The 21822-nt window shown below is 65.3% G+C and carries 20 protein-coding genes; 11 read left to right on the top strand and 9 right to left on the bottom strand.

All coding sequences use genetic code 11. The annotated features are described in order from the left end of the window. The first annotated feature begins 27 nt into the window (after positions 1–27). The 3 genes from AC6I6U_RS16115 to AC6I6U_RS16105 all read left to right on the top strand — a co-directional run bounded on the left by AC6I6U_RS16115 (position 28) and on the right by AC6I6U_RS16105 (position 2932). Positions 28–702 carry a nitroreductase gene (locus tag AC6I6U_RS16115; RefSeq protein ID WP_497882894.1) on the top strand — a complete coding sequence of 225 codons (675 nt, stop codon included), beginning with the start codon at positions 28–30 and terminating at the stop codon, positions 700–702. A 31-nt stretch (positions 703–733) separates the two neighbouring features. Next, entirely contained in the window at positions 734–1612 is an 879-nt protein-coding gene (locus AC6I6U_RS16110) for an arginase family protein (RefSeq protein ID WP_497883041.1), read from the top strand. 132 nt (positions 1613–1744) lie between these two features. Next, positions 1745–2932: an MFS transporter gene (locus AC6I6U_RS16105; RefSeq protein WP_497882893.1), complete on the top strand. Its 1188-nt coding sequence runs from the start codon at positions 1745–1747 to the stop codon at positions 2930–2932. A 52-nt stretch (positions 2933–2984) separates the two neighbouring features. Here the strand turns inward: AC6I6U_RS16105 and AC6I6U_RS16100 are convergent, their stop codons facing one another. Continuing rightward, positions 2985–4403: an amino acid permease gene (locus AC6I6U_RS16100; protein WP_497882892.1), complete on the bottom strand. Its 1419-nt coding sequence runs from the start codon at positions 4401–4403 to the stop codon at positions 2985–2987. 348 nt (positions 4404–4751) lie between these two features. Next, positions 4752–5174 carry an Lrp/AsnC family transcriptional regulator gene (locus AC6I6U_RS16095; RefSeq protein WP_497882891.1) on the bottom strand — a complete coding sequence of 141 codons (423 nt, stop codon included), beginning with the start codon at positions 5172–5174 and terminating at the stop codon, positions 4752–4754. Between the two features lie 191 nt (positions 5175–5365). Here AC6I6U_RS16095 and ocd point away from each other — a divergent pair, with 191 nt between their 5' ends. Further along, positions 5366–6418: an ornithine cyclodeaminase gene (gene ocd / locus AC6I6U_RS16090; protein ID WP_497882890.1), complete on the top strand. Its 1053-nt coding sequence runs from the start codon at positions 5366–5368 to the stop codon at positions 6416–6418. 11 nt (positions 6419–6429) lie between these two features. Further along, positions 6430–7365, top strand: coding sequence for a citrulline utilization hydrolase CtlX (ctlX, locus tag AC6I6U_RS16085; RefSeq protein WP_497882889.1), 936 nt, complete (start codon positions 6430–6432; stop codon positions 7363–7365). Positions 7366–7473: 108 nt separating this feature from the next. On the opposite strand, the gene AC6I6U_RS16080 is transcribed toward ctlX, so the two are convergent. Further along, entirely contained in the window at positions 7474–8253 is a 780-nt protein-coding gene (locus tag AC6I6U_RS16080; RefSeq protein ID WP_497882888.1) for a carboxymuconolactone decarboxylase family protein, read from the bottom strand. A gap of 29 nt (positions 8254–8282) precedes the next feature. Continuing rightward, positions 8283–8696, bottom strand: a complete 414-nt coding sequence (locus AC6I6U_RS16075; RefSeq protein WP_497883040.1) for a (R)-mandelonitrile lyase — start codon at positions 8694–8696, stop codon at positions 8283–8285. A gap of 131 nt (positions 8697–8827) precedes the next feature. Between AC6I6U_RS16075 and AC6I6U_RS16070 the strand changes: the two genes are divergently transcribed. From AC6I6U_RS16070 to AC6I6U_RS16060, 3 genes are all read left to right on the top strand, one after another. Continuing rightward, the gene (locus tag AC6I6U_RS16070) at positions 8828–9715 is read left to right on the top strand and encodes a LysR family transcriptional regulator (protein ID WP_497882887.1); all 888 of its coding nucleotides are present in this window, start codon (positions 8828–8830) and stop codon (positions 9713–9715) included. A gap of 386 nt (positions 9716–10101) precedes the next feature. Further along, positions 10102–10395, top strand: coding sequence for a DUF3077 domain-containing protein (locus AC6I6U_RS16065; protein WP_497882886.1), 294 nt, complete (start codon positions 10102–10104; stop codon positions 10393–10395). Between the two features lie 215 nt (positions 10396–10610). Beyond that, a complete protein-coding gene (locus tag AC6I6U_RS16060; protein ID WP_497882885.1) occupies positions 10611–11462 on the top strand; it encodes a fumarylacetoacetate hydrolase family protein in 852 nt (283 codons plus the stop codon). A 47-nt stretch (positions 11463–11509) separates the two neighbouring features. On the opposite strand, the gene AC6I6U_RS16055 is transcribed toward AC6I6U_RS16060, so the two are convergent. From AC6I6U_RS16055 to AC6I6U_RS16035, 5 genes are all read right to left on the bottom strand, one after another. Beyond that, a complete protein-coding gene (locus AC6I6U_RS16055; protein WP_497882884.1) occupies positions 11510–12523 on the bottom strand; it encodes an XdhC family protein in 1014 nt (337 codons plus the stop codon). 10 nt (positions 12524–12533) lie between these two features. Further along, the gene (locus AC6I6U_RS16050; RefSeq protein WP_497882883.1) at positions 12534–13886 is read right to left on the bottom strand and encodes a c-type cytochrome; all 1353 of its coding nucleotides are present in this window, start codon (positions 13884–13886) and stop codon (positions 12534–12536) included. 17 nt (positions 13887–13903) lie between these two features. Continuing rightward, entirely contained in the window at positions 13904–16147 is a 2244-nt protein-coding gene (locus AC6I6U_RS16045; protein WP_497882882.1) for a xanthine dehydrogenase family protein molybdopterin-binding subunit, read from the bottom strand. Next, a complete protein-coding gene (locus AC6I6U_RS16040) occupies positions 16147–16605 on the bottom strand; it encodes a (2Fe-2S)-binding protein (protein WP_497882881.1) in 459 nt (152 codons plus the stop codon). The genes AC6I6U_RS16045 and AC6I6U_RS16040 overlap by 1 nt, the downstream gene beginning before the upstream one ends. Before the next feature lie 91 nt (positions 16606–16696). After that, on the bottom strand, positions 16697–17635 hold the full coding sequence (locus AC6I6U_RS16035) for an AraC family transcriptional regulator (RefSeq protein ID WP_497882880.1): 939 nt from the start codon (positions 17633–17635) through the stop codon (positions 16697–16699). A 259-nt stretch (positions 17636–17894) separates the two neighbouring features. On the opposite strand from AC6I6U_RS16035, the gene AC6I6U_RS16030 reads away from it, so the two are divergent. From AC6I6U_RS16030 to AC6I6U_RS16020, 3 genes are all read left to right on the top strand, one after another. Next, positions 17895–19085, top strand: coding sequence for an MFS transporter (locus AC6I6U_RS16030; RefSeq protein WP_497882879.1), 1191 nt, complete (start codon positions 17895–17897; stop codon positions 19083–19085). 126 nt (positions 19086–19211) lie between these two features. After that, positions 19212–20264 carry a LacI family DNA-binding transcriptional regulator gene (locus AC6I6U_RS16025; RefSeq protein WP_497882878.1) on the top strand — a complete coding sequence of 351 codons (1053 nt, stop codon included), beginning with the start codon at positions 19212–19214 and terminating at the stop codon, positions 20262–20264. Positions 20265–20495: 231 nt separating this feature from the next. Continuing rightward, positions 20496–21800: an MFS transporter gene (locus AC6I6U_RS16020; protein WP_497883039.1), complete on the top strand. Its 1305-nt coding sequence runs from the start codon at positions 20496–20498 to the stop codon at positions 21798–21800. Positions 21801–21822 lie beyond the last annotated feature (22 nt).

Raw genomic sequence — 21822 nt, 5'->3', positions numbered from 1 at the left:
AGCAGACCCACACGACAGGCCCCCCGGATGACTTTGACCTTCGACCAGGTCGTGACGCAGCGACGCTCCGTACGCGACTTTCTCCCTACGCCCCTGACGCAACGGCAGATCGAGCAGGTGCTAGCCGATGCCCAACGGGCGCCCTCCAATTGCAACACCCAACCCTGGATGGTGCACATCGTCTCGGGCCCCGCGCGTGACCGGCTGAGCGCCGCCCTGCTGCGCAGTGCAGACGAAGGCAGCGACCGGCATGACTTCGGCTACGACATCAGCCACTACTCGGGTGCCCACGCGCAACGCCGCGACGCCCAGGGCGCCCGCTACTACCAGGCCCTCGGCATCGCCCGCGAGGACAGCGCGAGCCGTCTACGCGAATCACGGCGCAACCTGGCGTTCTTCAACGCGCCGCATGTCGCCCTGCTGTTCGTGCCAACCGTTCCGGAGGGCGACGTGGTCGTGGCCGGCGACATCGGCATGTATGCCCAGACCTTCCTGCTCTCGCTCGTCTCGCGGGGCTTTGCCGGCATCGCCCAAGGCTCACTGTCGAACTACCCGGCGACCATCCGCAGGGAACTCGGGATCGGTGCGCAATACCGGCTGCTGATGGGTATCGCCTTCGGCTACGAGAACACCGAGGCCCTGTCTGCGCAGGTACGATTCGGCAGGGCCGACCTGCAGGAATCCGTGACCTTCCATGATTGATCCTTCCCCACGAGCAGAGGCCCATGACCCGATGACCCGCTCCCACTCAAAGACCTTGCGACTGATCTTTCCCCAATGGCAAGGCGGCAACAACCCGCCCTACCACTTCGGCGCCCAGCTCCTGGCCTGGCTTGCGCCCGCCACCAACGGCCCGGTCGAGGAGGTTCCGGTGGCGCCACCGACCGACGCCCCGCTTGCCGTCGAGGACGGCGTGGTCGCCCGTAGCGTCCTGGTCGAGCAGCAACGCAGCGCCCGTGCGCTGATTGAAAAACACCAGCCCGACCGACTGGTCGTGCTGGGCGGCGATTGCCTGGTCGACCTGGCGCCCTTCGCCTATCTGAATGAGCGCTACGACGGCGAACTGGCCGTGCTGTGGATCGACAGCCACCCGGATATCTCGACCGCGGCACAACTGCCCCACGCCCACGCCATGGTCCTGGCCAACCTCATGGGCGAAAGCGACCCCGTGCTGGCCGCCGAGGTGAACGTCCCGATCAAGGCCAAAAACGTGCTCTATGTCGGCGTGCACGCTCCCTCTGAATGGGAAGCCCGGGAAATGCAGCGCCTCGGCCTGGCCGTGGTCAGCCCCGACGAGCTGGCCCGCGAAGGCAGCGCGCCGTTGCTGGACTGGTTCCGTTCGACCGGCGCCCGGCACCTGGCAATCCACTTCGACCTCGACGTGCTGGACCCGGCCGGATTCCGCTCGCTGCTTTTCGCCAATCCCGAAAACCCCGCGCAGTACCTGGAAGGTGTCGCACGGGGTGAATTGACCATGGAACAGGTGATCACCTTCACCAACGACCTCGCGCAAGTCGCCGATATCGTCGGGCTGGGCATCGCCGAACACCTGCCCTGGGACGCCATCAATCTCAAGAACATGTTGGCCCGGCTGCCGCTTCTGGGGAGCTGAGTTGAGCGCTTGGGGCCCGGTGTGATCGCGCTGCAATGTGGGTCCGGGCCGGACATCAACCCTCGACGTTACGGTCGCCAATTGTCTAAGATCGGACCTTTATCGTTTCAGCGTATTTCAATAAGGATCCGGATGTCTGTTCATCAAGCGCCACCGCCGACCCACTCAAAGAGCACGGTCGCCAAAATGGAAGCCGCCATGGCCCTGGGCAGTTTTGCCATTGGCACCGGCGAATTCGCCATCATGGGGTTGATGCCTGACATTGCCCACAACCTGCAACTAAGCGAACCCCAGGTCGGCCACGCGATCAGCGCCTATGCCCTGGGCGTGATGGTCGGCGCACCGACCCTGGCGATTCTCGGCGCCAAGCTGCTGCGCAAGCACATGCTGCTCCTGCTGATGGCGCTCTACGCGATGGGCAACCTGGCCACCGCCTTCGCCCCGTCGTTCGGCGGCCTGGTCGCATTCCGTTTCATTAGCGGCCTGCCCCATGGCGCCTACTTCGGCATTGCGGCGGTGGTGGCGTCGAGCATGGTGGCGAGTAACCAGCGGGCCGGGGCCGTGGCGCGGGTGATGATGGGCCTGACCCTGGCGATGCTGCTGGGCAACCCGGTGGCCACCTACCTCGGGCAGTTCTTCGGCTGGCGCTCGGCGTTCGTCCTGGTCGGCGCGATCGCGCTGTGCACCATCGCGCTGGTCTGGCGCTTCGTGCCGCAACCACACGACGAGCCCCGGAGCGACCCGCGCAAGGAACTCCAGGCCTTCCGCCTGCCACAGGTGTGGATGGCCCTGGCCATCGCCTCAATCGGCTTCGCCGGGATGTTCTGCGTGTTCAGCTACCTGGCACCGACCATGCTCGAAGTGACCAAGGTCTCGCCGCAGTGGATTCCGTTCGGCCTGGCGGCCTTCGGCGTCGGTGGCATCATCGGCAACATTGTCGGCGGCAAGCTGTTCGATCGCCTGCAGTTCCGCGCGGTGGGGCTGGTGCTGGTGTGGTCGATCGTCGTGCTGTTGTTCTTCACCTTCGCCGCCAGCTCGCTGTGGTCGATCCTGCTGGGTATCGGCCTGGTCGGCACCATGATCGCCCTGGCCGCGCCGCTGCAGATCCGCCTGATGGACATCGCCCATGAAGCGCCGAGCCTGGCCGCCGCCTCGAACCACGCCGCCTTCAACCTGGCCAACGCCCTGGGCCCGTGGCTGGGTGGCATGGCGATCACCGCCGGCATGGGCTGGACCAGCACCGGCTACATTGGCGCCGCCACGGCGCTGGTCGGTTTGGGGATCTACCTGGTGGCCCGGCGGATGAAGGGCGGGCACTGAGGCCCTTGCAGCAACATGGGCGCCCTCTCAATCGGAAGGCGCCCTTCCCCTCTCAGGAAGCGCTGGCAACCAGTGGCCGGGCCGCCGACTTTGCCCGGCGCTGGTAAGCCAGCAGCAACCCCGCATACCAGACCGGCATCACGTACAGCGCAGTGCGGGTGTCCGGCTCCAGTGCCAGCAGGCACAGGACAAAGATCAGGAACGCCTGGGACAGCCCCGCAGTGAACCTGCCGCCGGGCAGCTTGAACGTGGAGCGCTCGTGGGCCTGCGGGTTCTGCCGGCGATAGGCGAAGTAGGACAGCAGGATCAGCGACCAGGTGACGATGATCATCACCGCTGAAATCGTCGACACCAGGGTGAACACCGTCATCACCTCCGGAACCACGAACAGCAACGTCAGCGCAATGGCCATGCACACGCCGGAGAACATCAGCGCCCGCACTGGCGTGCCCGCCCCGGACAACCGTCCGAACGCCGTCGGCGCCTGCCGCTGGTGGGACAGGCCGTAGAGCATCCGCGAACCGGAATACACGCCGCTGTTGGCCGACGAGGCCGCCGACGTCAGCACCACGAAGTTGATGATCCCCGCCGCTGCCGGCAGGCCACCGAGCAGGAACAGCTCGACGAATGGGCTGCGGTTGGCCGGCACGTTGGCCCAGGACACCACGCTGATGATGCAGACCAGCGCCGAGATGTAGAACAGCAGGATCCGGATCGGGATGGTGTTGATCGCCTTGGGCAGGGTCTTCTCCGGGTTCTTCGCCTCGGCCGCCGCCGTGCCCAGCAGCTCGGTTCCGACGAAGGAGAAAATCGCGATCTGGAAGCCGGCCAGGAAGCCGAGGATGCCATGGGGCATGACCACGCCCGGCGCCACGAGGTGACTGAACGAAGCGGTCACGCCCGCCGGTGAGGTATAGGACGTGGCAACCATCACCAGGCCGGTGACCACCAGTAGCACGATCGCGACGATCTTGATCAGCCCGAACCAGAACTCGACCTCACCGAACGCCTTGACCGCGAGCATGTTCAGCCCCAGCAGCAGGAACATCGTGGCGAACGCCGGCAGCCAGGTGGGCACGTCCGGGTACCAATACTGGAAAAAGCCCGCCACCACGACCACATCGCCGACCGCGGCGACCACCCAACTGAGCCAGTACGACCAACTGAGAATGAAGCCGGCCCGTGGCCCGAGGTAGTTGTGGACGAGGTCGGCGAACGACTCCATCTCCAGGTTGGCCAGCAGCATCTCGCCCATCGCCCGCATGATGCAGAACACGAAGAAGCCGATGATCGCGTAGACCAGGATGATCGAGGTGCCCGACAGCGCGATGATCTTGCCCGAGCCCATGAACAGCCCCGTGCCGATCGCACCGCTGATGGAAATGAGCTGGATGTGCCGGTTTTCCAGCCGCCGCTTGAGCGTGCGGCCAGCGTTGGAAGTCGCCTCTTGCGAGTTGCACGTTGGATGCATAGTTTGACCTCTTATTGTTTTTTTGCAGCATCTCTCTTACACCCAAACCAAACTAGTACGGGTGTGCAAGTTTCTCTTGAGCAAACAGGAAAGTAGAGATACAGATAAATACGCGAACAGCAGAATCCATCCCGACGAACTATCTCATCCGGCTGTTTGACTCCATTTAAGTTCTCACCTTCATCTTGCGGCCATTGCATCTAGATGCACTGGAGCGGATTCATTCTGCCAGCCACTCCGGTCAAGCGGAACGCTACAAACTGCACATTCGAAAGCGCAGTTCTGGCAATGTGCCAAATCGTGGTGACAATCTGCGCAACCAAGCTGACCAGACAGCTGGCCCACTGATCACATCTTGAAGGTAGAGAGCAGAATGCTCGTCTCGGTGTTCTCGATGTGCGGGATCGTGCGGATGCTGTTCAGCGCCCGGTCGAAAGCCTCCAGAGTGTCGGCGCGCAGCTCGGCCATCAGGTCCCAGCGGCCGTTGGTGCTGTGGATGGCGACGACGTTCGGGTGGCCGCGCAGCGCGTGCTTGACCTCGGCGGCGTGATGGCCGCTGATGCCGATGCTGGTGATGGCTCGCACGCCCTGCTCCAGCGCGTCCGACCTGAGCCGCACGGTATAGCCGATGATGATGCCCTGCTCTTCGAGCTTGGTGAGGCGGTTCTGCACCGTCGCCCGGGCGACCTTCAATTTCTTCGCCAGGGTCAGGATGGGCGTACGCGCGTTATCCCGCAGCAGAGCGATAAGTTCCCGATCGATATTGTCCATAAGACCTGCCCACTATTCAGATTGCTATTTGCACCTGACATATTGTCCAGAAAGACCACAAAACTGGCAACCTGCTCTCTTCATTTTGACTCGACTCTTGCCCACTATTTTCCTGCTGGCAATAACTCAAACAATCTCAAGCGCACTTTCTGCATCCGCAGGATAAAAGCGCACTAGGCAGGTACAACAACATGACTTACTTCATTGATGTTCCGACCATGTCGGACTTGGTGCATGATATCGGCGTCGGCGAATTCATCGGCGAACTGGCCGTGACCATGGCTGAAGACTTCAAGCGTTGGCAGGAGTTCGACAAGTCCGCACGGGTCGCCAGTCACTCGCAAGTGGGTGTCATCGAATTGATGCCGGTCGCGGACACCAGCCGCTATGCCTTCAAGTACGTCAATGGACACCCTTCCAACACCGCACGTGATTTGCACACGGTCATGGCCTTCGGCGTGCTGGCCGATGTCGACACCGGCTACCCGGTGCTGCTGTCCGAACTGACCATCGCCACCGCCCTGCGCACCGCCGCCACCTCGCTGATGGCCGCCAAGGCCCTGGCCCGCCCGAACTCGCGCCGGATGGCACTGATCGGCAACGGCGCCCAGAGCGAATTCCAGGCCCTGGCCTTCCACCAGCACCTGGGTATCGAGGAAATCGTCGCCTACGACACCGACCCACTGGCCACTGCCAAGCTGATCGCCAACCTCAAGGAATACACCGGCCTGAGCATCACCAAGGCCAACTCCGTTGCCGAAGCGGTCAAGGGCGTCGACATCATCACCACCGTCACCGCCGACAAGGCCTACGCAACCATCATCACCCCGGACATGCTCGAACCCGGCATGCACCTGAACGCCGTCGGTGGTGACTGCCCAGGCAAAACCGAGCTGCACGCCGAGGTGTTGCGTCAGGCCCGGGTGTTCGTCGAGTACGAGCCACAAACCCGTATCGAGGGTGATATCCAGCAGTTGCCGGCGGATTTCCCGGTGGTCGACCTGTGGCGCGTGCTGCGCGGTGAAACCGAAGGCCGCCAGAGCGAAAGCCAGGTGACCGTGTTCGATTCGGTGGGCTTTGCCCTCGAGGACTACACCGTATTGCGCTACGTCCTGGAGCAGGCGGAAAAACGCGGCATGGGCAGCAAGATCGACCTGGTACCGTGGGTCGAGGACGACCCGAAAGACCTGTTCAGCCACACCCGTGGCCGCGCCGCCAAGCGTCGCATCCGACGCGTTGCGTAAGGTACTCACACATGGCATTCCCGACACGTTCGATTCAAGCGCCCGCCGCGGTGGTGATGGTCAGGCCCCACGCCTTCACGCCCAACCCGGAAACGGCGGCGGACAACTCGTTCCAAAGCGCCAACCCCGACCTCACGGCGCAGGCCCTGGCCAAGGTCGCCTATGACGAAGTCACCCTGGCGGCCGGACGGCTGGAGGCCGAAGGCATCCGCGTGCACCTGTTCGAGGACCAGGGCGAGCACGACACCCCCGACTCGGTGTTCCCCAACAACTGGTTCTCCACCCACCCCGGCGGCCATGTCGCGATCTACTCGATGTACTCGAAGAACCGTCGGCGTGAGCGGCGCGCCGACGTGATCGAGATGCTCAAGCACCAGTACCGGGTCCAGGACGTGATCGACTACTCGGGCCTGGAACAGGACAAACTGTTCCTCGAAGGCACTGGCGCGATGGTGTTCGACCACCTGTCCCGGGTCGCCTACACCGCCCGCTCCAACCGAGCCGATCCGATCGCCCTGGAGCGGTTCAGCACGCACTTCAACTTCGAGCCGATGGTGTTCGACACCGCCGACGAGAAAGGCACGCCCATCTATCACACTAACGTGCTGATGTGCGTGGCGACGGAGTTCGCGCTGGTAGGTTTCGGCACCTTCACCAACCCGGTCCGGGCCGAGGAAGTGCGCATGCGGCTGATGGAGTCGGGACGTGACGTGATCGACCTGAGCAACCGGCAGATCAACGAGTTCGCCGGCAATGCCATCGAACTCTCCGGACGCGATGGGCGCATCCTCGCCCTCTCACGCCGGGCCTGCAACAGCCTCACCGAGGAGCAGCGCAGCCGCATCGAGCGCTCGGCCCGACTGGTGCCGCTCGACGTGCCGACGATCGAGATGGCCGGTGGTTCGGTGCGCTGCATGATCGCGGGGATTCATCTTTCGCCGAGGTAGTAGCGTCTCAGGCACCGCCAGGCTTCGATCTGCGACAACATCTCGGCCTGCGACAGGCGGGGATGTTGTCGCAGCTGCACATCAAGTGTCAGCGAAGACCTCAACCGCTCAGGACTTATCCGAACCAGGACTCACCTTAGCCAACGCCTCGCGGGCACGCTCGGCGGCAGCGGGGCTGACCCGCTCGGCCAGTACCCGAGTCAGGTGCCGCAACTGCGCCACGCTCAGTCCGGTGTTCAGGCTGATGCGCAGGTGCGCCTGCAGCTGCGGGGCCACACCATCCAACGCCGAGAGCATGCCCACCGTGGCCAGCTCACGGCTTTGCCAGTCGAGGTTGTCGCGCTCGAAGATGTCGCCGAACAAATGGGTGCGCAGGTACTCGTTGGCGACGGGCGCGAAGTCGAACAGCGGGCCCTGCACCGGAGCACCGGACAGCCGGGTCTGGTTGGCCGTTCCTGCCGCCAGCAAGGCATTGCCCTGGGGTATCGGTCGCTGGGGCTCGCTGCCGGGCAGGTCGCGAATCCCCTGCTGCCGACGCGCCTCCTGCACCTTCATCAACTCGCCCAGGGCATTCAGGCTGCGGGGGAATCCCGCGTAGGCGTAGAGTTGCACGAGGACTTCCCGGACATCACTGATGCTCAGGCCGGCATCCAGGCCCTGGTGCAGCGCCGGCCCCAGATGCGCCAGGTCGCCCACGGCGGCAAACGCGGCGATCGGAATGATCGCCTGCTGCCTGGCGTCGAGCGCCTGGCGGGTTTCGGACGGTGTTTCAGATTGGTTCATGGCGGGTTGCTCTTGTGCTGTCGCGGTGTGACAGGCCAGCACCAGAGCGATAGCGCCCAGGGTCAAGCCTGCCTTGGTGTGTCTGCGCTCCCTTGCAGGGTTCATCGCTTATTGCTCCTTGCTCGCCAGAGGCTTCAGTCCCGTGCAAGCGATCCGCCCAGGTACACCTCGTCAGTGACCGGCTCAAACCACTCGACGGCCTTGCCATCCAGCAACTCGTTGACCGCCACATGCTGCATCGCCGTGGTCGGGGCCGCGCCGTGCCAGTGACGGCGACCGCAGTTGCACCAGATCAAATCGCCGGGACGGATCTCGATCCTGGGCCCGCCTTCACACTGCGTCCAGCCCACGCCGTCGGTGACCAGCAGCGCCTGGCCCAGCGGATGGGTGTGCCAGTGGGTTCGGGCCCCCGGCTCGAAATTGACCACCGCCATGCCGATGCGCGCCGGGGCTGGGGCGGTGAAGATCCGGTCGATGCGTACCTGCCCGGTGAACCAGTCGGACGGGCCTTCGATGGCCGGGCTCGAACCGGCCCGGTGAACTTGCATGTCGGCATCAGCCAAGTGGCTTCCAGTCACGGTGGTGTTCCTCGATCGATAAGAGATAAGGCACTGTAGAGCTGGCTGATTGATTGCTGTAGAGGCAAAATACTGAAATCGGTATGAAGCAGGGCTTAACAATGTCGATCAACGGCCTGGATGACCTGGGCGTATTCGTTGCGGTAGCACGGGAAGGCAACTTCACCCGCGCGGCCGCCCGGCTTGGCGTGTCGCCCTCGGCGGTGAGCCAGACCATCCGCGGTCTGGAGACTCGCCTGGGCGTGCGCCTGCTGACCCGCTCTACCCGCAGCGTGACCCGCACTGAAGCTGGGGAGCAGTTGCTCCGGGATATCGCGCCATTGCTCGACCAGATCGAAACCCATCTGACCGCCGTCGCCGACCTGCGCCTGCGCCCCTCCGGCACGGTGCGCATCACCGCCGATGAAATCGCCGTCCACCAGGTGCTGTGGCCCAGGCTGCTGCCGCTGCTGGAGGAGTATCCGGACCTGACGCTCGAACTGGTCACCGACTACGGGCTGACCGATATCGTCGCCGAACGCTTCGATGCCGGCGTGCGGCTGGGCGGCATCATCGACGCCGACATGGTCGCGGTGCCCATCGGCCCGCCGATGCGCATGGTCACGGTCGCCGCGCCCGATTACCTCGCCAGGCACGGCGCGCCGCAGCGCCCCGAGGCACTGACCGGGCACCGCTGCATCAACCTGCGCCTGCCGACCCATGGCGGCCTCTACCCGTGGGAGTTCTCCAGCGCCGGCAACGAATTTCGGGTGCGGGTCAAGGGGCCGTTGATCCTCAACAGCGCCCTGCAGATCCTCGACGCCTGCCTGGCCGGGGTCGGCCTGGCGCAGATGACGGATGTGCAGGCACAGCCGTACCTGGACAACGGCACGCTGGTCGAGGTGCTGGCGGACTGGTCGGAGCCGTTTCCCGGTTATCACCTGTACTACCCGAGCCGCCAGCAGACAGCGGCGTTCCGGGTGGTGCTGGAGCAGTTGCGCTTGAGATAAATGGCCTGGAAGCAGGACGGCAATGCCTTCGCCACAACAGGTAACAGTCCTGGCCTTGTCGCCCAGTCGCTTGAGCAATAGGCTCCAGAAGTCACCGCCAATTCGGTGACCGGGCTTGGAAACCCGAACAGAACATATGGGCAGCACCATCGATTACAATTGCGGCGTTTTCATCTGCAATGTTGTCTATGGCAGCTGTGCGCGGGAGGACTTCGGTTCTGCCGGGTTTTCCTATGTTTCCCCGGTTTCCAACCTGCGTACAGCTGCCACCCTTCGCTCGGAGCGAGCCCGGCAGCTCTCACCCGCGTAGGAGCTATGCAGATGAACGCAATTGCTTTGCTCGACCTTCAGCTCTCGGAAAGCCGCCTGACTACAGGAGCAACCCGATGAGCGACCATCCCCCCATCAAGACCCTCGGCAGTATTACCTTCGCATCCTGCGGCGCGGGTGATCAGCAGTTGTTCCGGGTCAATCCGGATATCCCGATCAAGGATGCCATGGAGCACGCCTCCAACCTGTTCCATTGCGCCAAGCACCTGGCCCTCGATGCCGCCATGGAGAAAGACGGAGAACGCTACGCCTGGGCCTCCCATTACCTGTGCGAAATGGGCAAGGCGGTGATTGATGACCTGACCCAGCGCATGTTGTCGGGCCAAGCGGTCCAGGCCGCAGAGCGCTAGGGCTACCGCCAAGAGAGAACAAGGGGACGGCCCCGTCCCCTCTTCGTCCCCTGCCCTGACGATACAAAACCCACGGTTGTGGAATTGATCGAAGTCATTCAACCTCATGGTCCGTAACATCCCTTTTTCCTGGGCCCGAATCGGGTTCAGCGATCCCGGAAAATTGCCGATTTCAAGCGTTGCTGGCATTCCCTGAACCCATGGAGGCGTCATAGATGAAGCTTTGCCGTTTCGGCCCAGCAGGCCAAGAGCGTCCCGGCCTGGTTGATACTGACGGAACACTGCGCGACCTGTCCGCGCACCTGGGCGACATCACCCCGGACAACCTGTCGCCGGAGAACCTGGCCAAGCTCGCCGCCATCGATACATCGACCTTGCCCAAGGTCGAGGCAGGTGTGCGCTACGGCACGCCGGTGGCCGGTGTGCGCAAGTTCATCGCCATTGGCCTGAACTACCGCGACCATGCCGAAGAAGCAGGCATGCCGATTCCGGATGAGCCGGTGATTTTCACCAAGGCCATCAGCTGTATCAGTGGCCCGAGCGACGACATCATCCAGCCGACCGGCTCCACCAAGCTCGACTGGGAAGTGGAACTGGGCATCATCATCGGCACCGAGGCACGGTCCGTTTCGCAAGAGGATGCCCTGGACCATATTGCCGGTTACGCCGTCGTCAACGACGTCTCCGAACGCGCCTTCCAGTTGCAGTCCTCCCAGTGGGACAAGGGCAAGGGTTGCGACACCTTCGGCCCTATCGGCCCCTGGCTGGTGACACGCGACGAAGTGCCCGACCCGCAGAACCTGGACATGTGGCTGGACGTCAACGGTGAGCGCCGCCAGACAGGCAACACCCGGACCATGATCTTCACGGTGGCCGAAATCGTCGCCTACGTGAGCCGGTATATCACCCTGCAGCCTGGTGACGTGATCTGCACCGGCACCCCACCCGGCGTGGGAATGGGCATCAAGCCGCAAGCGGTGTACCTCAACCCTGGCGACACCCTGCGCCTGTGGATCGAGGGCCTCGGTGAGCAACGGCAACGGGTCGTGCCCGCTCGCCCTCATTGATCGACAGTGCCTGGCTCCGCCCTGACGGCTGAGCCTGCCTGCCGGCGTCAGCCCAGGCTTTCCTGCGCCTGCTTGGCCCCGGCCACGCAGAGGTTGCCGGGCAACGCAATGCTATTCTTGACCGCAAGTATCTGTGCCATGACACTCACCGCGATTTCCGCCGGTGTCTTGCTGCCGATGTACAGGCCAATCGGTCCGTGCAGGCGCTCCAGGGAAGCCTCGGTCTCGCCAAAATGCTCGATCAACCGGTCGCGCCGTGCCTGGCTGTTTCGCCGTGAGCCGATGGCACCGATGTAGAAGGCCGGGCTGTGCAAGGCTTCGAGCAACGCCAGGTCGTCGAGCTTGGGATCGTGGCTGAGGGCGACGATGCAGGTGCGCAGGTCGACGGCAAAGTCCCGCACGACATCGTCCGGCATGCCGACGATGCGCTCCACCCCGGCCACGGCCCAGGTCTCGATGTACTCGGGACGCGGATCGCACACCGAGACCCTGAACCCGTTGAACAGCGCCATGGTCGCCAGGTACTCGGCCAGCGCGCCGCCACCGATCATCAGCAGCCGATAACCGGGCCCGAGGGTATTGAGCATCTGTTCGCCGTCGAAGCTGAACTGCTCCGGCGTCGCGGTGGGCACCAGGCTCACCGCGTTGGCAGCCAGGTCCAGGCGGCGGCGCACCAGCCGCCCGGCATCGAGCTGTGCCAGCAACTCGTCCAGCGACCGCCAGTCCGGGCTGAACTCGAGGATCAGTTCCAGCGTGCCGCCACAGGGCAAGCCGAAGCGGTGGGCTTCATCCGCACTGACGCCGTAGCGCACCACCTGGGGCGCGCTGTCGGCCAGGCCACTGCCACCATGGGCGGTGGTGTAGCGGTGGATCAGGTCGTCCTCGATGCAGCCACCGGAGACGCTGCCCACCACACGACCATCGTTACGCAAGGCCATCATCGAGCCTACAGGCCGTGGCGACGAACCCCAGGTCCGCGCCACGGTAGCGAGCAGCACGCGCTCACCCGCGGCAAGCCAGTCGCGGGCCGTGCGCAGGACCAGCAAGTCGATGCTTTCCATCAAGCCTCCTTCAGCGCATCTGCAGGATGATCGGGTTGCTGCTGGCCGGGTCGGTATGCCCGCGCAGCTTGCCGACCGCCTGGGGCTGCACCGCAGCCGCCTGGTTGCCCCAGGTGCTGCGCACGAAGGTCAGCACCTCGGCAATCTGCTGGTCCGACAGTTGCTCGCGGAACGCCGGCATGCGGTAGGCGTCCGGCACGCCGGCAGCCACCACCCGTTGCGAACCGTTGAGGGTGATGTTGATCGCCGAGGCGCTCTCACCGGCCAACGCCGAGGTTGCCCCGGCCAACGGCGGCATCGAGTCGGGCTGGCCCTTGCCGTCCAGGCCATGGCAGGACGCACAGCGGGTCACATAGGTGTGGGCACCGGGGCGCTCCAATTGCGCTGCGGCGGAAACCGCCTGGTACTGCCTGGGTGCACCGTCGCGCTGGCGGTCGCCGGGCAATGACTTGAGGTAATGGGCGATCGCCGCCAGGTCGTCGTCGCTCATGAACTGCGTGGAGTTGTTGAACGCCTCGGTCATCGAGCCGAAGACCACCGCGTGCCGGTTGCGACCGGTCTTAAGGAACTGCACGATCTCCGGTTCGCTCCAGCGCCCCAGGCCGGTGTTGTGATCGGCGCGCAGGCTTGGCGCATACCAGCCATCGAGCAAGGCACCGGCAAGGAACGGTGTGCCGGACTCGTCCAGGGCCTTCTCGTTGAAGGCCAGGCCCCGTGGCGTGTGGCAACTGCCGCAGTGCCCGGCGCCCTGGACGATGTAGGCACCGCGATTCCACTGCGGGTCCTGGGCCGGCTTGTCGGCATAGGGTGCACTGTCGGTGAACACCGCGTTCCACAGGGCGATCGGCCAACGCAGGTTCAGCGGCCAGGGAATACTGCTCTCGGCATTTGCCTGTTTCACCGGCGCCACGCCCTTCATGAAGAACGCGTACAGCGCCCGCACGTCATCGTCGCTGAGCTTGGCATAGGACGGATACGGCATCGCCGGGTACAGGCGCCGGCCGCCCGGTGCCACGCCGTGGCGCACGGCGCGGTCGAAGTCCGCCAGGCTGTAGTTTCCGATACCGGTGTCGCGGTCCGGGGTGACGTTGGTGGCATGAATCGCCCCCAGCGGCGTGGCCATTTCCAGGCCACCGGCGAAGGGCTTGCCACCCGGCACGCTGTGGCAGGCCACGCAGTCGCTGAGGCGCGCGACGTATTCGCCACGGCTGACCAGCGCCGGGTCGATGTCGGCCACGGCGATCGGTTGGTTTTCCAGGCGCGAGGCAGGCTCGCGGGTGACATACCAGGCCAGCAGGCCTGCCGCGACCAGGCACGGCAACGCCAGCCAGCCAGCGGTTCTTGCGAATCGGCTGTTGTTCATGGGCACTCCGGCTCAGGTCAGGTGAAGGTGTAGTGGCTCAGCGGCAGGCTGCGAATACGCTGCCCGGTCAGCCTCGACACCGCGTTGGCCACGGCCGGCGCGACCGCCGGCAGCGGCGGTTCGCCAATGCCCCCCATCTTCTCCCCGCTCTCGACCACCCGCACATGCACCCTGGCCATCCGTGCCGGCGGCAGGATCGGGTACAGGTCGTAGTTGCGCGCCCGTGGCTTGCCATCGATCCACACCGCTTCTTCGACCAGCGTCTGCGACAACCCCAGCGCCACGGCACCATTGACCTGGGCCTCGACAATCGCCGGGTTGACGATGCTGCCCGGATCGATCGCCTGCCAGATGTCGTGCACCTTGACCTGCCCCTGCTCGATCGAGACCTCGGCGATCACCGCGGTCTGCGTGCCAAAGGGCGAGGCCATGGCCACGCCACGGGCGCGCCGACTGCCGTCCTCGGCAGTGAACGGGCCACGCTTCCAGCCACCCGCCAGCTCGCCCACCGCGTTGAGCAGCGTGGTCAGTCGCGGGTTGTCGCGCAGCAGGTGCAGGCGCAGTTCGAAGGGGTCCTTGCCGCCCTTGTCCGCCAGCTCGTCGAGGAACGCTTCGTAGAAAAAGTCGTTGAGCGAGTTGCCCACCGAGCGCCAGTAGCCGAGCATCGCCGGGCCCTTGACGTAGATCTGGGCGATCCGTTTGTTTGGGATCGCATACGACTTGCCCGCCAGCCCTTCGAGGGCGGTGGGGTCGATTTTGTCGCCCTGCTTGCCCGCCAGGGCTTCGGTCGGTCCCTCGGTCGCGCTGACCGCCTCGATGGCGACCGGCAGGCCGTTGTCGTCCAGGGCACCACGGAACTTCACGGACGCGATCGGCCGCAGCACATCGCGCAGGAACTCTTCCTCGCGGCTCCAGATCAGCTTGACCGGCCGCCCGACCGCCTTGGCCAAGGCAATGGCCTGCGGATAGGGGCTGGCCGAGCCATACAGGAAATGCCGACCGAAGAAACCGCCGAGCAGCGGCGAATGCAGGGTGATCCGTGCGGCATCGAGCCCCGTGAGCTTGGCGATATCGGCACGGAACATGTCCGGTGCCTGGTTGGGCAGCCAGACCTCCAGCGAGCCGTCGGCGTTGAACCGCGCCAGGGCCGACGGCGGCTCCAGCTGTGCATGGTTGAGGTACTGGTTGTGGTAGCTGGCCTCGACGGTGTTCTTGGCGCCGGCGAGTGCCTTGGCGACATCACCCTCGTTTTCCGCGTCACGGGCCGCGCCTTGCTCGCTGGCCAGGCGCTGCACGTAGGCTTCACTGGAGAAGTCCGCCGGCATCACCCGCAGGGGCGAGTCGGCAGCCGGCTCCTGCCAGTCGACCTGGATCGCTTCCACCGCGCGCTTGGCATGCCACCAGCGCTCGGCGACCACCGCCACCGCGCCCGGCAGTTGATGCACCGAGTGCACGCCCTTCATCGCCTTGACCTGCGCCTCGTTGCGCAGGCTGCCGACCGTCATGCCCAGGCGCGGTGCGTGTTGCACGGCGGCGTGGAGCATGCCGTCGACCTTCAGGTCGATGCTGTAGGTGGCCCGGCCAGTGGACTTGTCATAGGCGTCGACGCGCTTGACCGGCTTGCCGATCCAGCGGAACTGGCTGGGGTCACGCAGCTTGACGCTGGCGGGGTCCGGCACCGACAGGTCCATGGCCCGCGCCGCCAATTCGCCGTAGGCCAGTGAGCGACCGGAGGCCGCATGAATCGCCCGACCCGGCTCGGTCGACAGCTCAGCCACCGAGACGCCGAGTTTTTCCGCCGCGGCCTGCAACAGCATGGCCCGGGCCAGGGCACCGAGGCGGCGCATGGTCGGGTAGCTCATGCGCACCGACATGCTGCCGCCGGTGATGCGCATGCCATTGTCCATCACCACGTAGGCTTCGCCCGGCGGTGCGCTGTCGACCAGGAAGGTCGCCGGGTCGGCGTCCAGCTCTTCGCCGACGATCTGCGCCATGGCGGTGTAGGTGCCCTGCCCGCCTTCCATGAAGGGGCACAGCAGGCGCACGGTGTTGTCCGGGCGAATCTCCAGGAACGCCGGCACCTGGGTGCCACGCGCTGCCGGGGTCGCCGCCGCAGCAGCCTGCACCCGTGCCGAGCCCAGGGGCAGGCCGAAGCCCAGCACCAGGGCACCCACTGCGGTGCCGGTCAGGAACCGGCGGCGGGAAAGGTTGACCGGGTCCGGGCCAAAGGTTTCTTCAACACCCTCGATACGACTGTTCATCAGGCTTCCCCCTTCTGCGCGGCCAGGTCATGCACGGCGGCATGAATGGCGTTGTAGGTGCCGCAGCGGCACAGGTTGACCATCGCCGCCTCGATCTGCGCATCGCTGGGTTTGGGCGAGTGCTTGAGCAGCGCGGTGGCCGCCATCACCTGCCCCGACTGACAGTAGCCGCATTGGGCGACCTGATGCTCGACCCAGGCCGCGACCACGCGCTTGCCCACCTCATCGGCCTCGATCGCCTCGATGGTGGTGACCTCGCGGCCCACCACCCCAGCCACCGGGGTCACGCAGGCGCGCACCACGTTGCCGTCCACCAGCACCGAACAGGCACCGCACTGGGCCAGGCCGCAGCCGTACTTGGTACCGGTCATGCCCAGGTCATCGCGGATCACCCACAGCAGGGGCGTGTCGGCGTCGGCATCGACCTGATAGCTCTTCTGGTTGATTCGTAGTTCCATGGCTCACCCGCTCATCATCGGTTGATATGTCGTTGTTATAGGGGGTGAGGCGCCGACGGACGCCTCACCGATGCGGCCAAGGCCGCATGGTTCAAAAGCCGGGTACTGCCTCCGCGGCAAGCGCTGCTTGTGGACCCTGGCCACGCAAGGTCGCAATGTCCTGCCGGGGCGCCGTGCCAAATAGCCGGCCGTATTCGCGACTGAATTGCGAAGGGCTCTCGTAGCCCACGGCAAACGCCGCCCGCGACACGTCCAGGCGCTCGCTGAGCATCAGCCGCCGCGCCTCGTTGAGGCGCAACCACTTCTGGTACTGCAGCGGGCTCATGGCGGTGAGCTGGCGAAAATGGTGGTGAAAGGTCGGTGCGCTCATCTGCACCCGGGCCGCCAGGTCTTCGATACGCAGCGCCGTGGTGTAGTTCAGTTTGAGCCAGTCGATGGCCTTGGCGATCCGGTAGCCCTGGCCGTCGACGGCGGTGATCTGCCGCAGGCGCACCGACTGCTCGCCGTGCAGCAGCCGGTAGTGGATTTCACGCAGGACCAGCGGCGCCAGCACCGGGATCGCCTCCGGCTCATCGAGCAGCGCCAGCAGGCGGCCCAGGGCCGCTTCCAAGGTCGGGGTCATGTGGGCGATGCCGACCCCCGTGCCCATGGCGCGATCACGGGTCGCCGGCAGGCCGCCCTTGGCGATCAGCTCGGCAAGAATCGACACGTCCAGTTTCAGCACCAGCCCGACGCAGGGCTGTTCCGGGCTGGCCAGGACCACCTCGGAGTTGGCCGGCAGGTCCAGTGACGTGACCAGGAAACGCGAAGGGTCATAGGCATAGCCCTCGCCGCCGACCCACAGGCTTTTCTCCCCGCGTGCGACGAGGATCAGGCTCGGTTCGACCATGCACACCGAAGGCGGCAACGACTGATCGCGCCGAAACAGCACGAGGCCGGGGATCGCGGTGGGGCAATCACCAGGTTGGCGGATGTGCCGATCGATAGTCGGTGCCAGGGGCGATAGCTGGCGGCTTTGGGGCTGGTTCATGGCGGTGTACTCCTCCCTCCAGACTCTAGCTCGCAGGCGCAGGCTTTCCTATCCATCACCCTGCAAGTCCAGAGGATCAGGCAAGTATTCGATTGGATTGAGCTACGACGACAGGTGTTCCCCCGCAAGAATGGGCCGCCCTGAAACCGGAGAGCCCTATGCAAGCCTTTGCCCATGGAGCCCACGCGGGCGACGAACCACTTGAATCCATGCCCATTGCCCCTCGCGAATTCGCGACTCAAACCCTGCAGGCCGCCCAATGACCGCCCAACCAAGAGCACGGAGTCACTGGGGCGCGGTGCTGGCCATGTCCCTGGCCGCCTTTGCGCTGGTGGCCTCCGAGTTCATGCCGGTCAGCCTGCTGACGCCCATAGCCGCCGACCTGCACATCACCGAAGGCCAGGCCGGCCAGGGAATTTCCGTGTCTGGCGCATTTGCGCTGATCACCAGCCTGGTCATCGCCGCCATTGCCGCACGGGTCGAGCGCAAGCGCCTGCTGCTGGGCCTGACCGTCTTGATGATCGTCTCCGGCAGCGTGGTCGCCCTCGCCCCTGGCTACCCCTCATTCATGCTCGGTCGCGCGCTGATCGGCATCGCCATCGGCGGGTTCTGGTCGCTATCGGCGGCCACCGCAATGCGCCTCGTCACGCCCGACCAGGTGCCGCGGGCGCTGGCCATCGTCAACGGCGGCAATGCCCTGGCCACCGTGATCGCCGCGCCACTGGGCAGCTTCCTCGGCGCGCTGATCGGCTGGCGCGGGGCGTTTTTCTGCGTCGTGCCGGTGGCGGCCCTCGCCGCGTTGTGGCTGATGCTGAGCCTGCCCAGGTTGCAGGCCGAACAGCGCCGCAAGGGCGGCAGCGCGCTGAGCCTGATGAAACAGGGGCCGGTCGCCCTGGGCATGGTCGCGGTGAGCGTGTTCTTCATGGGCCAGTTCATGTTGTTCACCTACCTGCGGCCGTTTCTGGAGGCGGTGCCCCAGGTCGACGCAACCCTGCTCTCGCTGATGCTGCTGGCCCTGGGCAGCGCCGGGCTGATCGGCACCGTCCTGATTGAACGCCTGCTCGGCCGGAACCTGTATCGCACGCTGACGGTGATTCCGCTGCTGATGGCCGGCGTTGCCCTGGCCCTGCTGCAATACGGCCGCTCGCCCACCCTGACCGCGTTGCTGCTGGCGCTCTGGGGCCTGGTGGCGACGGCTGCGCCGGTGGGCTGGTGGACCTGGCTGGCGCGCACGCTGCCCAATGACGCCGAAGCCGGTGGTGGGCTGCTGGTGGCGATCGTGCAGTTGGCCATCAGCGGTGGCGCGATCATCGGTGGCCTGGCCTTTGACCTGAGCGGCTATCGCGCGACCTTCGAACTCAGCGCGCTGGTACTGCTGCTTGCCGCCGTGCTGGCCTGGCTTGCCGGTCGGGCACCGCGCCCGGCGCTGGAGTCGGACGCCACGGCCTGATGCCCTACCGGTCACCGAGTCAAGGATGGCGCGGCCCACCAATACCGTGCGCTGGGCACGGTGCTTTGGTAGATTCGCGCTACGGGCGGCAGCGAGCCGCCGATCAATCCTGCACGCGGAACCGGCATGGCAAAGAAATCTGGCGACTCTTCCTCAACCCCACACTCCGGCACTGCGCAAAGACCTCTCAACCCGACCCTCATCGACGTGGCCAAGGTCGCCGGTGTCTCGCCGATCACCGTCTCGCGCGCCCTGCATCGCCCCGAGGTGGTGAGCAAGGCGGCGCGCGAGAAGGTGCTGGCGGCGGTTCGCGAGGTCGGCTATGTGTCGAACATGCTCGCCGGCAGCCTGGCGAGCAACAAGAGCCGGCTGGTGGCGATCCTGCTGCCGACCATCGCCAACTCGATCTTCGCCGACACTGTCCAGGCCCTGATGGACCGCCTCACCGCCGCCGGCTACCAGACCCTGCTGGGCCTGACCGGCTACTCGGCCGAACAGGAAGAAAAACTGATCGAAGCCCTGCTCGGGCGTCGCCCCGACGGCATCGTCCTGACCGGTACCCTGCACACCGAAGCCAGCCGCCAGCGCCTGGCGCAATCGGGCATCCCGGTGGTCGAGTCGTGGGACCTGGGCGACGACCCGCTGGACATGCTGGTGGGGTTTTCCCACGAAGCGGTGGGCGAAGCGATCGCCCGTCACCTGCTGGGCAAGGGCTACCAGCGCTTTGCCGTGGTCGGCATCGGCGATCCCCGGGGTGTGCGCCGCTGCAACAGCCTGCTCGCTGAACTGGCCCGGCACGGCCACCAGGACATTCCGACCCGCCTTCTCACCCCGCCGGCCACCCTGGAAGTCGGCCGCAGCGGACTGTGCCAACTGCTCGACGAGGGGCACCAGCCGGATGTGGTGGTCTGCAGCTCCGACACCATCGCCCAGGGTGTACTGGCCGAAGCCGCCAGCCGCGGCTTGCGCGTGCCGGCCGACCTTGCGGTCATGGGCTTCGGCGACCTGAGCAGCGCAGCCCAGGTCCATCCGCCCCTGTCGACGGTGCGCGTCGACGGCACCCGCATCGGCGAGCAGATCGCCAAGGCCCTGCTCGAGCGCTTCAGCCACCCGGCCGGCAGCGCCGATCCGGTGCGCATCGACACCGGTTTCAGCCTGATCGATCGTCAGAGCACCTGAGGATTTTCCCATCGGGCGACGAATGAACGCTTGAATGATTGCGCAATCATTGTAAGATCGAACCCACAGCCATCGGCTCAGGCTTGCCCGTGGCTGTTTTTTCGAGCCGAAATGATTGCGCAATCATCGGGCAATCGACACACGACGCCGAACATCACAACAAGGAAAACAACAGTGATCACTTCAACCTCCGAGGCAGGCAGGACCCACGTCCGCTACCTGATCCTGGCGATGATTTTCATCGTCACCGTGTTCAACTACGTCGACCGCGCCACCCTGTCGATCGCCGCCCCGAGCATGCGCACCGACCTGGGGTTCGATGCCGTGACCCTGGGCATCGCCTTCTCCGCGTTCGGTTGGGCCTACACCGCCATGCAATTGCCTGGCGGGGTGATCCTCGACCGTTTCGGCTCGCGCCTGGTGCTGGGCCTGAGCCTGGTCATCTGGTCGACCTTCACCTTCCTGCAGGGCTTCGTCGACCTGTTCAGCTCGGCGTTTCTTGCCCTGTTCGTGCTGCGTTTTCTGATGGGTGTAGCCGAATCGCCGGCGTTTCCGGCCAACAACCGCCTGACCGTGATGTGGTTCCCGCGCCATGAGCGCGGCCTGGCCACGGCGATCTTCCAGTCGGCGCAGTACTTCGCGCTGGCGGCGTTCACTCCGCTGATGGTGCTGCTGTTGAACAGCTTCGGCTGGCAGCACGTGTTCTTCTGGACCGGCGCCGCAGGCATCCTGATCGGCCTGCTGTGGTTCAAGTGCGTGCAGGAGCCGCGCCGGGACAAGCGCGTCAACCAAGCCGAGCTGGACTACATCGAAGCCGGCGGCGGCCTGCCCGACATGGGCGAGATCAAGACTCCGTTCAGTTGGGCCAACGTGCGCAGCATCGCCGGCAACCGCATGATGACCGGCATCTACCTGGGCCAGTTCTGCCTGACCTCGATCACCTGGTTCTTCCTCACCTGGTTCCCCACCTACCTGATCGAGGCCAAGGGCATGACCCTGCTCAAGGTCGGCCTGGTCGCGGCAATCCCGCCGGTGGCCGGCTGCCTGGGCGGAATGCTCGGCGGCGTCTGGTCGGACTGGATGCTGAAGAAGGGCTTCAGCCTCACTGCCGCGCGCAAGACCCCGATCATCTGCGGCCTGCTGGCGTCGAGCAGCATCGTGGTCGCCAACTACACCCAGTCGACCGTGCTGGTGATCCTGGTGATGTCCATTGCCTTCTTCGCCAAGGGCGTCGGCAACCTCGGCTGGTGCATCGTCGGTGATGTGTCGCCCAAGCGCGCCATGGGCATCAGCGGCGCGATGTTCAACTTCTGCGGCAACATCGCCAGCATCGTCACCCCGATCGCCATCGGCCTGCTGGTCACGCAGGGCTCGTTCGACGCCGCGCTGGTCTACGTCGCCGCCATGGGCCTGCTCGGCGCCTTTGCCTACCTGGTCATCGTCGGGCCACTCAAGCGCCTGGAAGTCGATGGCCTGCAGGACCCACCCGCCTCACTCGAACCGACCCAGCCGGCGACCTCCCACCTGGCTCGCTGAACCGTATTCCATCCCATCCAAA

The organism is Pseudomonas sp. UTLPPB19802 (assembly GCF_059730225.1).
This window is presented reverse-complemented; position numbering and strand designations above follow the sequence as displayed.